Genomic DNA, 13,472 nt, shown 5'->3' on the forward strand with positions numbered 1-13,472 from the left:
ATGTGATAAACATCACAATATTATTTTTAAAATGAAAAAAAGAATGCTTATCCGAGAATTTCTCTCAAATAAGCACTCCATATTTCTTAGATTTTAAGCTTTTGCTTTATTTTTAATGTTCACTAGCATGAAGGCAACAGCCCCTACGACTAATAAAATGACCGCGATGTAAAAGCCCATTACTTTTGAACCAGTGACATCAGAAATCCCACCAGTCAATGCTGGAGCAATTACTGAAGACATCATGCCAAAGAAATTAAATACACCTAAGGTTGTACCGATACCAATTTGCGGCGCATTTTCCCCAAGCCACGCAATGATAATTGGTTCAACAGCTAGTTTCCCTAAAAATCCGTATAAAATTAATGCAATCAATAGGAAAGTCGCATTGGTTGCTTGAACTGTAAATAACAGCATTAAAGCAGCTAAAACTTCTAATACGATAATAAACTGAACTTTACGGTGCATAAATTTATCCGCTAAACGGCTAAAGAATAATGCTCCTGGAATAGATGCAAACGCTACTAATGAAGCAGAAAAACCAATTGCTGCACCTTGGAAACCACGTTCAGTTCCTAAGAAATTTGGTAACCAAGTAACTGTCATATAATAGCCATAACAAGTTGCAAAATATAAAATATAAACACTAATCATTTTTAACGAGAATAATTTTGAAAATGAAACTTTTTGTTTAGTAACTGGTTCACTTTCAACTTTTTCTGCTTTAGCTTCAGCTTCTTCAGCGATTTGAAGAGCCCGCATATCGTCTTTATGGTTCCGCACGATAACTGTAAAAGCAACCAGCATACAAACTACCATAAAGGCTGTAATATACATCATTGTTTGCCAAGGCAATCCTTTTTGGGCAACTAAGTAGCTAGAAAGAATTAAACCTAAACCAGACCCTACAGCTGAACCGCTGTTAACAATTGCTGTAGAAAAACTTTTTTTGTCTTTTGGAATATTTTGAGAAGTCAATGAATAGGCCGATCCGTAAAATGAACCACAACCCAAACCAGCAAGTAAACTACCTGCATAAATAACTGCAATTGAACTAGCTTGTGAAATTAATAACGCCGCTAACCCAAAAACAATAAAACCGGGAAGTAACACTTTTTTCTTGCCAATTTTATCAACTAAAAAACCAGCGGGAATTTGCATAATTACATAGCCTAAAAAATAAAAACTTGAGATTGAGCCTAATGCTGTATCTGAAACATTTCCACCTAAAGATTCACGAATTTGTGGGTAAACAGGTGATAATGCTGACCGGTAAATCCAAATAGTGACCCAGCCTAAACATAATAGAATAACAATCTTTTTCCAATAAGCAAAAGTCGTACTCGTTGTCGCCTTTTCTTCCATTTCCTTTTTCCTCCTAATTTCACTGCAAGAAATTATTATCCAACACTTAAACCATTCATTTTGGATAAATCATTTCCTAAAAATCAGGACTGTCTCATAATTTTTTTTTTTACGAAACAATCCTTTAAAAATTTATTTTGCGTATTCTGACAAGGCATAGCTACTGCCAGCCCCAACTTCAAATTGATAACCTTGATTTTTTAAAACTGTTTCAAAAGCACTTAAGAATGACAATACGTTTTCTTTACGGCTGCTATAACCCATGTTACCAACACGCCAGATTTTTCCTTTTAAATCACCAAACGATGAAGCAATTTCAATCTTATAGTGATCTAACAATAAAGCACGAACTTTTTCGCCATCAATACCTTCAGGAATTAATACTGGGATAACAGTTGGTGTTTTTGTTCCTTCATTCCCAAACATTTTCAAGCCCATTTTTTGCATACCTTCAGTTAAGATTCGGTTATTTTCTTGATGGCGAGCATAAGCATTTTCGATACCTTCTTGTAATAACAAACGTAAACCTTCATGTAAACCATAAATCATAGTAGTTGCTTCTGTATGATGGTTTAAACGTTCAGGTCCCCAATATTTTTCCAATTGTGATAGATCTAAATAATTACTTTGGATATGGCGGTCATTTCTAGCATCAGCACCTAAACCCAATTCTTTTTGGTAACGACCAGCTACATATTTTTGTACACGATCATTGTAAGTAATTAAAGATAAACCAGAAGGAACACTCAAACATTTTTGTGTGCCTGCTACAGCTAAATCAATTTGCCATTCATCAACTTTTGTTTCAGTACCACCGAATGTTGCCACCATATCAACAACGAAGAAAATATCATTTTCACGGCAAAATTGACCGATTTCAGCTAATGGTTGCATTTGGGCATTGGCTGTTTCTCCATGGACCATGGCAACAATTTTGGGTTGATGTTCTTTGATTGCAGCAATCACATCTGCTTCAGCAAAAGGCGCTTCCCAATCTTTTTCTAAGTAAACAACATCGGCATGTGCCCGTTCGCAAATTTCGCCTAATAGATAAGCAAAACGACCATAACAAGGAACCAATACTTTGTCTCCTGGCTCGATTAAGGCAAACAAGCCTGTTTCTAATCCAGAACGAGAAGTTCCATCGATAGCGAAAGCTTGTTCATTTTTCGTTTGGAAAGGTACTCTTAGCATTTCTTTGACTTCGTCCATGATTTGTAAAAATTCTGGATCAAATTGACCTAAGATTGTTTGTCCCATTTGTCTTAAAACTGACGGATGTGCTTCGACCGGTCCAGGCGTCATGATTGTTCTTTTAGTAAATACTGGTTGTTGATACATATTAATATCCCTCATTTCGTTTTTTTCATCTTTATTATCCAATGAAATCGTTTTACTTTCATTAGTCACTTTGCACTATTCAAACGCTTTTTTTATCTGTTTTGTATAAATAATTTTTGTGTCAAGATGAATTATTCTATATAATAGTAGATAGAATGGAGGTTATTATTTTGAAAACGCTTAATGATCTGTTAACTTTGCCTAGATTTTCAGATTTAGAAGTTTTATCCACCCATAAAGATTTGAATCGTCCATTGGAAACTGTTGAAATTACGGAAACACCAGACGTTGCCAATTTTATTCCTGAAAATGCCATTGTTTTAACAACTGCCATGATCTATCGTGATGATCAGTTAAAAATAAAAAAATTAATCGACTCTTTAATTCCAATTAAATGTGTTGCTTTAGGAATTAAAGTCGGTCGCTTTATTGAGGAAATTCATCCTGAAGTTATTGCCTATGCTTCTGAAGTCAATTTACCTTTGATTAAGATTCCTAGTACACAGCCTTTAGGTGGCTTACTTCACCAAATGCTGAGTTATTTATGGGATTCAAAAACTCAGCAGATGGCCTTCGCCTTTGATGTTCAAAAAAGATTTTCTTACTTATTGACCCATGATGTTAATAATGCTCGTTTTATCGCTGAGTTCGGTAAAATTTTAAATACACCCATTATTTTACTGAACCCTTGGCACAAAGTAATTGCTCATTCTAAACATTTTTCCGGCACACAAAAACCAGCATCCTTTTATGTCGACCAATTATCACAAAAAAATTTCAAGCGAATTGATCAAGAAGAACAGGCGCTAGTCATTCAGGACATTGACGGCAAACCGTTGCAAATCTCGGCTATGCCGATTCATGTTAACAATTATTTTCCTTATTATTTAATCATTCTTGAGCCAGAAAAAATGCCCTATCCAATCTCTGAATTTGCTATAGAACAAGCCTTGTTAGTCTTAACTTTTATTCTCTATAAAAATCAAAAAGTTGAAGAGTCTTATGATAATCTCAAGACCGACTTTCTTAATCAAATGTTGGATGCTTATCAACGAACCTCTACCGAACAACAAAACTGGTTGGATTTAGGTAAGAACTATGGATTAGTGGGCAATAATTACTATCAGATTGCCATCGTTTATTTTACAACTGACCAAACTACTCAAACTCGTGAGCGTTATCAACAAGAAGAAGCTCAAATCATTTTAAATTGGTTAAAAGAAAATCTTCCCTTAAAAATGCGGGATGTCGCACTTTTCAAATTAAAAAACCGTAACGAAAGTGTCTTGATTTTTCAAAATGAACATGAAGGCATCACGCAAGTCTTAGAGGATCTCTCACAAGAATTACACACACTTTTACCTATTCAAATTAAATTTGCTTTAGGAAATGCTTACCAGACTTTAGATGAGCTGACCAATTCCTATATCGAAGCATCCCAAACTTTGGAAAACTGTGACCAGTTAGTCGATGCACCTTTGGTTCAGCACTTTCAACCAAAAGGCTTAGCAGGATTATTGAAAAAAATTGGTGATAAGGATGTTCATTACTTCTGTGAAAAAAATCTGAAAGAATTGGCTTATCCAGTCGAACCAACTTTCCAAGAATTGCGTAAAACCTTAAAAACCTTTTTGGATTTCAACTGCGAAATCACTAAAACCGCCAAAGTCTTGTTTCTACACCGTAATACGATTAAATATCGCATCAATCAATGTGAAGAATTATTAGATTTATCAATTACCGATCCTGAAAGCAATCTTATTTTACGAGTTGCTTTAGAGTTATCTGAGAACTAAAAAAAGGAGTGCTGAATTTCAGCACTCCTTTTTATTAACTAACTGCGCCTTGTGGAACAGCTGCTAGAGAAATTCTTGTTCCAGCTTTCCCTTGCAAAGCTAAATCAGCTTCATCTAAAGCACAAATAATCGCTGTTCTTCCAGATTTAGCAAAATCTACAGCAGCTTCAATTTTCGGCCCCATACTACCAGCGGCAAATTGTCCATCAGCGATGTGTTTTTCAACCTCTGAAACACTGATATCCGTTAATTTTTGCTGGTTTTCTTTACCATAATTGATATACACGTTGCTTACGTCAGTTAACATCATAAAGATATCCGCATCTAACTGCTCTGCTAATTTTTTACCAGTACGATCTTTATCTATAACCGCTTCAATGCCCTCTAATAAGCCAGCATTATTTCGGTAAACAGGAATGCCCCCACCACCGCCAGCAATCACGATGATATTTTGATTTAACAAATGAGTAATCGATTCTACACCATGAATTGATTGTGGATAAGGTGAAGGTACAACTCGACGATAACCACGGCCAGCATCTTCCACCATTTCCCAGCCTTTTGTTTCAGTCATTTTTTTAGCATCTTCTTCAGAATAAAAAATACCAATTGGTTTATCTGGTGCTTTAAAAGCTGCATCATTTTTATCAACTTCTGTTTGTGTCAACAAAGTCACCACATTAGCTGTGGAATGTTTTTGTTCTAAAGCATTTTTAATGCTTTGTTCTAGCATGTAACCGATAAATCCTTGTGATTCAGCATTACAAGCATCTAATGGTGCTGCTGGGACAACTTCTTCAGCCAATTCATTTTGACGTAAGATATTTCCTACTTGTGGACCATTTCCATGAGTTAAAACTACTTCATAGTCTAAAGATTCTACTCGTGCAATTTGATTGGCACAAGTTTGAGTATTTTTTAATTGATTATCGAAAGTTGGGGTTTGACCTGGCTGTAAAATTGCATTTCCGCCAATTGCCATTACGACTCTTTTTGCCATTATTTCACTCCTCTTATTAGTAATAATCCTGATAATATTCCTGCTAAAGTATCGAGACCAGACGTGCTGCCATAGTCGACGACCGCTTGAATAAGTTCTGCAAGATCATATGTATTTTCCGTTTCTGTTAAAAAATCAGCGACCGCCAACAAAGGTTGACTAAATTCACCATTAATTGCTCTAGTTAAAAAATTACGACTCACATCTGTGGTAAATTGATTATTTGCTACTCTGTTATAAACTGCTTTAGTCAAGGTAGTTGATTGATTATTCAACCAATCAACAAAAAGCCAGCCCAATAAAAAATCATCACCTGCCGGTGTTAGTCCACGACCTCTACCGATTAAATAATCTACAACTTTTTGAAGCTCATTTCCTTGATTAAATTCTTGCATCATTTGAAAATATGGATTGTTTTGTGGATCACCAAATGAAGCTAAAGGATAGCTAAAGCCAGTCACTGCAGAAATTTTCTGACCTGCTGCCAGCAATTTTTCAGCTTGCACAGATTTTATTCCCTTCACCGATAAGATGGTTTGTTCACTCGGAGAAATAGCAATTTCCCAATCGGCACCGACTGTTTCAATAAATAATTGATTTTCTGTACTTTTAATGGATTCAACTTTTGGCAAAGCTTGTTGGATTTCGCGGAAATCTTTTTGTGATAAATAGATACCACCAGGCACAATTTTTTCACCAGTTGCCATTAAAGCCAACATTTTTGGCTGCTTTAAATCCGTTAAATTAAAAGTTTTATCAAAAGTACTATGAACTACCCAGTCTGTTGCTTTCCTTGGAAAACTTTGGTCACTGGTTGCAGCTATCCGTTTCATTTTTTAAGCCTCAAATCCTAATTTTTTTGCATAAGCCAAGACTGCTTTTTCAAAACAATCAATTGGCGGTGTTACTGTTCCGGCACCAATCTGTCCTTTTCCAGCTTTTTTATTGGCAATCCCAGTATTAATCACTGGTAAAATTCCAGTTTCAACAACTTTTCTAGCATCAATTCCGATAGTAATTCCCTGAAAATCCCATGTTGGGATTGCAAAGTTAGGATTATGATCTAAAGTAATTTCAGTCATTTCTTCACTAGTTTTCAATGCATCTTCAAATCCACCTGAGCCAACAAAACGCGTCACAGCTGGTGCTGCAATCATCGCCATACCACCGACACCAAAAGTTTCGGTAATGGCGCTATCGCCCATATCAGGCGCTGCATCTGCTTCTGAAAAACCAGAGAAATATAATCCTTGCGGCGTATTCACCGGTCCAGTAAACCATTCGTCTCCCATGCCGGCAATTCGAATACCAAATTCATATCCATTTCGACACATTGCAGTAACGACTGTTCCTTCTTGGATCATTCGAGCGCCATCCATCACAGATTTTGCGGAAGCCATCATTATATTCAAGAAAAATTGATCGGTATCTGCTAAGAACTGAATAACTTCTTCTTTTTCTTTTTGATCAACATTTGTTAGAGAAACAATACTTGGAGCAACTTCTTTTAAGAAAGCCAATGAAGCAGCAATGTTTCTTTGATGAAATTCATCTCCCATAGCAATCGCTTTTGCGACAAGAACATTAACATTTAATGGTTCACGAACTTTTAATGCTTTACTTAAAGTTGGCGCCAAGACATCTTTCATCCAAGTCAAACGATCGATAACTTCTTTAGAATAAGCGCCAAAACGTAGAACGGCACCAATTCCTTCGTTCATTGTACAGTAGGCGCGATTACCGTCAGTTTTATTTTCTACTACTAAAACTGCCATGTTTGCTGAAGTAATTCCCCCCATTGGTCCAACAGCATCCACATGATGACAAGGAATTAATTTCACTTCGCCGCTTTCCATTAATTTGCGGGCATCTTCTTCATTGTCTACCCAGCCTTCAAATAAAACCGCTCCAACACAAGCACCTTGAATTGGATCAACCATTTTATCGTAAGTAATCGGTGGTCCAGCATGTAATAAAACTTTGCCATGGTTAAATTCATCGATGACACTTTTAGCAGGTACAACATCTAATAAAAAAGGTGCTCCTGCGATAATTTTTGTAACAACTGCTTGATTTGCTTCATCAATATTTTTGTAAACCATTTTTATACCTCAACTTTCAATGAAACTTTTTGTAAAAAGTCTAATGCCTTTTGCAATTCAGGATTACCACCCGCAACTGGACGCCAGTCAAATTGAACTGCTTTTCCACCATGAGTCATAATTGCTTTAGTAAAGCTTGCCAAACCAATATTTAAGAACTGTCTAGCTGACAATAAATCTCTTAGTTGTGTTGGAATTTCTGGTACTGTTCTTGCTGTATCAGCTTTGGCTTTAACTGGTTTCACTTCTTCAGAAACAGGTTTGCCAACTAATGCTAAGGCTGTCCGTACAGCTTGGGCATTACTATCACAAATGATTGCTCCAGCTTCTGTTAAAATTTCTTTTTGTTTTTCAATATCTTGAGGATCTTCATCAGTTCCAACAATCGTGCCAATCACTGCGATTTCACGATTGTCCGCTTTCGCATCAGCCAAAACTTTTTTAATTCCTGGCGCTAATTCTGAAGCCATATCATCATGAGATCCGTAGCCTAAAACAATATCTAATAAGATTGCTGCTGTTTCAGCATCTTGACCGGCTTCAACCATTAATTCTTTGCGTTTTGTAGCATCAATCATTGGATGAGGACGACCTTGTGTATAGATATCATCACCTAAATCAATGACTTCATAGCCATCTTTTTTCATGATAAAACCTTCAGCACCACTTTCAGCGCCTAATTCTAAGCTTTCATTGATTAACATAGCTGCTTCATAAGCTAAAGTACCACCAGAATAATAGCCTTTAATATATTTTTGTTGATCAGTTAATTTAATTTCTGGTACATCCACTGTTTTTTCATAAGTTGTAATTTCGTTCCCCTTTAATAATTCAACAGCGAGTTCTGCCGTTTCTTCTAAGGTATGGGCACGATACAAACCTTCTTCATGAGCTTCCGGTTTTTCACCTAAGAAAATTGCCACAACTGGTTTTGATGTTGCCCGTAATAAATCTAAAACATCATCTCGCACTTCTTTTGCGGGTGGTTTGGAAATAGCGACAATTACTTTTACATCAGGATCTTTTTCCATCAATGCCACGCTATCTTTAAAGGTAACACCATCAATTGCTGATTTTAAGTCACGACCGCCAGTACCGATGGCTTGTGTCACACCAGCACCTAATTTATGAATAATTGTCGTTACTTCTTGAATTCCAGTACCTGACGCACCAACTACACCAATATTTCCCTTACGAATAACATTGGCAAAAGCAATCGGAATACCGTTGATAATCCCTGTACCACAGTCAGGTCCCATCAATAGTAAACCTTTTTCATGAGCTAGGTCTTTTAGTCTTTTTTCATCTTCAATTGCCACATTATCACTGAAACAAAATACATGTTTGTCAGCTTCTAATGCTTTTTCAATTTCACCAGCTGCATGAACACCTGGAACAGAGATAATAGCAACTGAAGTATCCGCACCAACTTCTAATGCCTTGTCCCACGTTTTTACATGTTCTTCAGAGGTATCGTTTTGAGATTTTTTCCCTTGTTCCTCAAGATAGTCTTTAGCTGTTTCTAATAATTCATCAATTTTTGAGGCATCTTCTAAATCAACAACAACTACCATGTCATTTGGTGTTGCTGTTTCAACTTCATCAGTATAAAGTCCCGCTGTTTTAAAAATATCTTTATTAGCAGGTGTACCCATCATTACTGAGACACTGTTAACACCGTCAATGGCTTCTAAATGATTGGTTAATAGCATTAATACGATGGAATCTTGGTAGCTATTTTTTTCAATAATTGTATGGAGCATGTGATTAATCACTCTCTTTCAAATTTTATTCCGCAAAAGCATCTTTTCCATTATATTGATTGAAATGGACAGTTTCACTTTGTAAATATTCATAAATTGAAGTTGGAATTTCGATACCGCCTTCAATACTTGTTTCATATTTTATTTGACTTAATTCGCCTGGGTAATAAACTTGATCAAAACCATCAGCCGGTTTATTTTCGTGTAATTCATCGACCATTTGTTTGATTTTTATTTTGAATTCATGTGGATCAGTAAATCTTTTAGGATCGATTAATAAGAAAATTTGTCCCAGATTTCTGCCAGTCGTTAAATCATCGTACATCGATGACACATGTTTTCCAAAAGGCAATCCTAACAATACACCTGCCAAAATATCCACCATCATCATCAAGCCATAACCTTTAGGACCAGCGATTGGTAATAGACCTTGAACTTTCATTGGATCATCTGTTGGTTTACCATCTTTATCGACTGCCCAAGTAGTTGGAATTTTTTGCTTTTTAGAACGAGCGTCTAAAATTTTCCCCCAAGCTTGAACGGAAGTTGCCATATCAAAAACAACTGGTGGCCGATCAGCACAAGGTGCGCCAATACCAATTGGGTTGGTGCCAAAATAAATTTCGCTCCCACCAAAAGGAACTACCATTGGATCTGATTGGCACATAGATAAAGCAATGTAGCCTTTTTCGGCAGCTTTCTTCAGGTAATATCCTAAAGCACCACTATGACTCATTTTTGAAACGCCGACTAAAGCTAATCCAGATTCAGCAACCATTTTAAATCCATGTTCTAAAGCTTGCCGACAAATGAATTGTCCCATGCCATTGTCGCCATGAAAAATTGCTGTGGATGGACCGGTCTGTTCAAACTTTGTTTCGGGATGTATCGTAATTCCGCCTTTGGTAATTTGTTCAGCATAATAATCTAATCGCACGACCCCGTGGGAATGAATCCCACAGGCATCGGCAAAAACTAACTGGTTCGCTGCTTCTTTAGCTTGTTCATCTGGTAAACCAGCTTGTTTAAATTTTCTTTCAATTAATACAAATAATTCTGGAGCTTTTAATTTTATAGTTTCTTCCATCATTTTCATCCTTAAATTCTAGGTTCACGATTGCAATCTTTTGAATATACATATGCTAAAGGATCTTTACGTCCCACTGCATAAGCTGCTTGTTGTACATATGCACTCATAAAAATATAATCGCCTTTTTCAACTGGGTACCAATTATTATCTAAGTTATACATGCCTTGTCCACTAATCAGATAGGCCCCGTGTTCTTGATAATGAGTTTCAATATACGCATGGCTAGCACCAGGCTCAAAAGAAAGAATGTGCATATTCATGTCAAAGCCTAAATCTTTTGGTAATAAATCCCACAGCAAAACATCTTTCATTCCTTCATACTCAATTGGTGTAATGTCTTTTGTATTACCAACAACTGTATGTGCTGCGTAACCATCAATAGCTTCATAACGTTTTTTATATAAAAATACTTCTGTTGCAGTCTCTTGGTTGTTTTCTAGATACATTTTTTGATCGGCTGTAAAATAAGCATAACCACCAGCAGTCAATTCATATTCTTTTTCTCCATCAGAAACTTTTAAAGCCCCTTCAATGACATAAGCCAATGTTTGGATACCATCGCCACCAACACCAGCTAAGTTTTTTCCATCTTTTTGGAAAGTGATGATGTAATCAACAAAACCGGCACCTAATTTTGGTGATCCCAAAATAGACATGTCACAATTTTCAAAGCCTGGAAGAACATTATTGACTAATCCATCATGTGGAATTAACGCATAATTATTTTTTTTAATGACAGCTCGTGAGCTTAATAAGTCTTTTTGATAGCCCATTCGTTCGTTTTTGTAACCCATTGATTAATCGCCTCTTCTTTTTTATTTGTAAGCCAATTCGTATAATGTATCAGCTAATAGTTTTACGCCTTCTAATAAATCTGGAAATTCTGTTTTTTCAGCCGGATTGTGACTAATACCATTAATGCTTGGTACGAAAATCATTGCTGTTGGATAATGTGGCGCAATCACTTGCGAATCGTGACCAGCGCCACTGTGCATTACGCGATATTTATAATTGCCTTCATCAGCTTTTTTCTCAATCGTTTCTACAATCGCTGTATTCATTGGTACTGGTGCTTCATCCATCCAACGATCAATAGTAATTTCGATGCCCATGCTCTTAGCAATTTCAGTCATTCGTTCTTCTAATTCACCAGTGAATTTTTTTAAGAATTCGGCATCTGTATGACGACAATCCATTGTGAAATCTACTTCCCCTGGGACAACATTGACTGTATTTGGTTTTGGAATTACTTTACCAAAAGTCAATACTAGTGGATCACCCACTTCATTCGCCCGATCAATCGCTTCTGAACAAATTTTAGAAAAAGCATAAACGGTATCATGGCGATAGCTCATCGGTGTTGTTCCAGCATGATTGGCCTCACCTTTTAAATTAATATTGTAACGGCGTTGTCCAGCAATATTATTGACCACACCTACTTGTAATTTTTGGTTTTCTAAAACATTTCCTTGTTCAATATGAATTTCTACAAAGGCTTTAATATCGTCCCGACGCGTTTGTTCTTTTTTAAAGTCAAAACCTTGACGGTGCATTTCATCAACAAATTTTGCGCCTTCAGAATCAGCGATATCTTTTACTGCATCCACATCTGCTTCACCTACGAAATTTTTACTCCCCCAAAAGACGGTTGGAAAACGACTACCTTCTTCTTCCGCCATTGAAATAAATTCCAAACTACGTTTTGGTTGTCCGTGTTCAGCTAACAAATATTCAATCGCGGTCATTGCTGCAATCACACCATATTGTCCATCTAAATTCCCACCATTAACAACTGTATCAATATGAGAACCTGACATAATTGTTTCAGCGGGTAGTTCTGATCCTTCTACGCGACCGAATAAATTCCCAACTTCATCAAAATGTGTCTTTAAATCAAAATCTTTGGCTTGTTGTTCAACGTATTTTTGCGCTTGTAACCAACTATCTGTGTATAAAAGTCTAGTCATACCACCAGTTGGATCATTCCCAATCGAAGATAAATCATCAATTCTTTTTTTCAATACGTCAGCTAAGTTCATGTTTAAAATCCTCCTGTCTAATTTTACATCTTTATTGTAAGCGATTGCCAACTTGCAATCATTGGTGACTTTAGACAAAACCCGTGCATATTTTGTGCGTAAATGACATAATGTCTTGAGATAATTCAATTACTATAAAATAAAATCACTAAGGAGGAAACTTATGCCGAAAACAATCACTTTAAATAGTTTTGATCACTTACTGATAAAAGGTACCATCTACGAAGCAAAGAAACCCATCAAAGAACCAATTGTTTATCTTCATGGTGGTGGTTTGGTGTTTGGTGAACGAGAAGATTTACCAAAAGCTTACATTGATTTATTCCTTGAAGCTGGCCATTCCTTTATTACTATTGATTACCTATTAGCACCGGAAACAAAGTTAGATCAAATCTTTCGTACTTTAAAGGAGACAATTCAAACCTTAAAACTAGGAAACGATTATATTTTGCTAGGAAGATCTGCTGGCGCTTATCTTGCATCACTTCTTTTAAACTCAGGTGAACAACCAAAAGCCTTTATCAGTTTTTATGGCTACAATCGTTTGGACTGGCAAGAATTTCACTATCCTAATGCTTTTTATAATAAATATCCGCGAGTTTTACCTTTAGATGTAGAAAATCTCTTAGAAAAACAACCTTTAACTTCTGGCCAAATGGATAAACGTTTTCCTATCTATCTATCAGCTCGCCAATTTGGTACTTGGCAGACTATGTTGCTTAATAATCACCAAGAAGCAAATCAGTTTTCATTAACAAAAACGGACTTGGAAAGATTTCCAAAAACAATTTTAGTTCATTGTTCAGAAGATCCTGATGTTCCTTATCAGTCTTCGGTTGAAGCCAGTCAACAAATTTTGAATAATCAATTGATAACGATTGAAGCAAATGAGCATGACTTTGATCGCAGTGTAACCAAAAGAAACCTTGAGATTTATCAACAAATCATCAATGCCATATAAAAAGCCGCTGGAAAA

At 36.3% G+C, this 13,472-nt stretch carries 11 protein-coding genes; 2 read left to right on the plus strand and 9 right to left on the minus strand.

Going from position 1 to position 13,472, the window contains the following annotated elements; translation table 11 throughout:
* Positions 1-93 precede the first annotated feature (93 nt).
* Together ACVWNY_RS08785 and ACVWNY_RS08790 are read right to left on the minus strand one after the other, a co-directional pair.
* On the minus strand, positions 94-1,365 hold the full coding sequence (locus ACVWNY_RS08785) for an MFS transporter (RefSeq protein WP_218324860.1): 1,272 nt from the start codon (positions 1,363-1,365) through the stop codon (positions 94-96).
* A 132-nt stretch (positions 1,366-1,497) separates the two neighbouring features.
* Complete coding sequence (locus tag ACVWNY_RS08790) at positions 1,498-2,706, minus strand: pyridoxal-phosphate-dependent aminotransferase family protein (RefSeq protein WP_218324859.1); 1,209 nt, start codon at positions 2,704-2,706, stop codon at positions 1,498-1,500.
* A 170-nt stretch (positions 2,707-2,876) separates the two neighbouring features.
* On the opposite strand from ACVWNY_RS08790, the gene ACVWNY_RS08795 reads away from it, so the two are divergent.
* The gene (locus ACVWNY_RS08795) at positions 2,877-4,502 is read left to right on the plus strand and encodes a PucR family transcriptional regulator (protein ID WP_218324858.1); all 1,626 of its coding nucleotides are present in this window, start codon (positions 2,877-2,879) and stop codon (positions 4,500-4,502) included.
* 34 nt (positions 4,503-4,536) lie between these two features.
* Here ACVWNY_RS08795 and arcC read toward each other — a convergent pair whose 3' ends face one another.
* The 7 genes from arcC to allC are packed head-to-tail and all read right to left on the minus strand — an operon-like array spanning position 4,537 to position 12,496.
* Positions 4,537-5,502, minus strand: coding sequence for a carbamate kinase (gene arcC / locus ACVWNY_RS08800; protein WP_438719739.1), 966 nt, complete (start codon positions 5,500-5,502; stop codon positions 4,537-4,539).
* A complete protein-coding gene (locus ACVWNY_RS08805; protein WP_454071246.1) occupies positions 5,502-6,335 on the minus strand; it encodes an oxamate carbamoyltransferase subunit AllH family protein in 834 nt (277 codons plus the stop codon). Before ACVWNY_RS08805 ends, arcC begins: the two co-directional genes overlap by 1 nt.
* A 3-nt stretch (positions 6,336-6,338) precedes the next feature.
* Positions 6,339-7,604, minus strand: a complete 1,266-nt coding sequence (locus tag ACVWNY_RS08810) for a YlbE family protein (RefSeq protein ID WP_218324855.1) — start codon at positions 7,602-7,604, stop codon at positions 6,339-6,341.
* A gap of 2 nt (positions 7,605-7,606) precedes the next feature.
* A complete protein-coding gene (gene fdrA / locus ACVWNY_RS08815; protein WP_438719736.1) occupies positions 7,607-9,367 on the minus strand; it encodes an acyl-CoA synthetase FdrA in 1,761 nt (586 codons plus the stop codon).
* Between the two features lie 25 nt (positions 9,368-9,392).
* On the minus strand, positions 9,393-10,454 hold the full coding sequence (allD, locus tag ACVWNY_RS08820) for an ureidoglycolate dehydrogenase (protein ID WP_454071247.1): 1,062 nt from the start codon (positions 10,452-10,454) through the stop codon (positions 9,393-9,395).
* An 11-nt stretch (positions 10,455-10,465) separates the two neighbouring features.
* A complete protein-coding gene (allE, locus tag ACVWNY_RS08825; RefSeq protein ID WP_438719735.1) occupies positions 10,466-11,251 on the minus strand; it encodes a (S)-ureidoglycine aminohydrolase in 786 nt (261 codons plus the stop codon).
* A gap of 21 nt (positions 11,252-11,272) precedes the next feature.
* Positions 11,273-12,496, minus strand: coding sequence for an allantoate deiminase (allC, locus tag ACVWNY_RS08830; protein WP_218324851.1), 1,224 nt, complete (start codon positions 12,494-12,496; stop codon positions 11,273-11,275).
* A 163-nt stretch (positions 12,497-12,659) separates the two neighbouring features.
* Here allC and ACVWNY_RS08835 point away from each other — a divergent pair, with 163 nt between their 5' ends.
* Positions 12,660-13,457 (plus strand): alpha/beta hydrolase, encoded by a 798-nt coding sequence (locus ACVWNY_RS08835; RefSeq protein ID WP_454071248.1) that lies wholly within the window; start codon positions 12,660-12,662, stop codon positions 13,455-13,457.
* Positions 13,458-13,472: the final 15 nt, after the last annotated feature.

The organism is Enterococcus sp. JNUCC 77, from assembly GCF_054819945.1.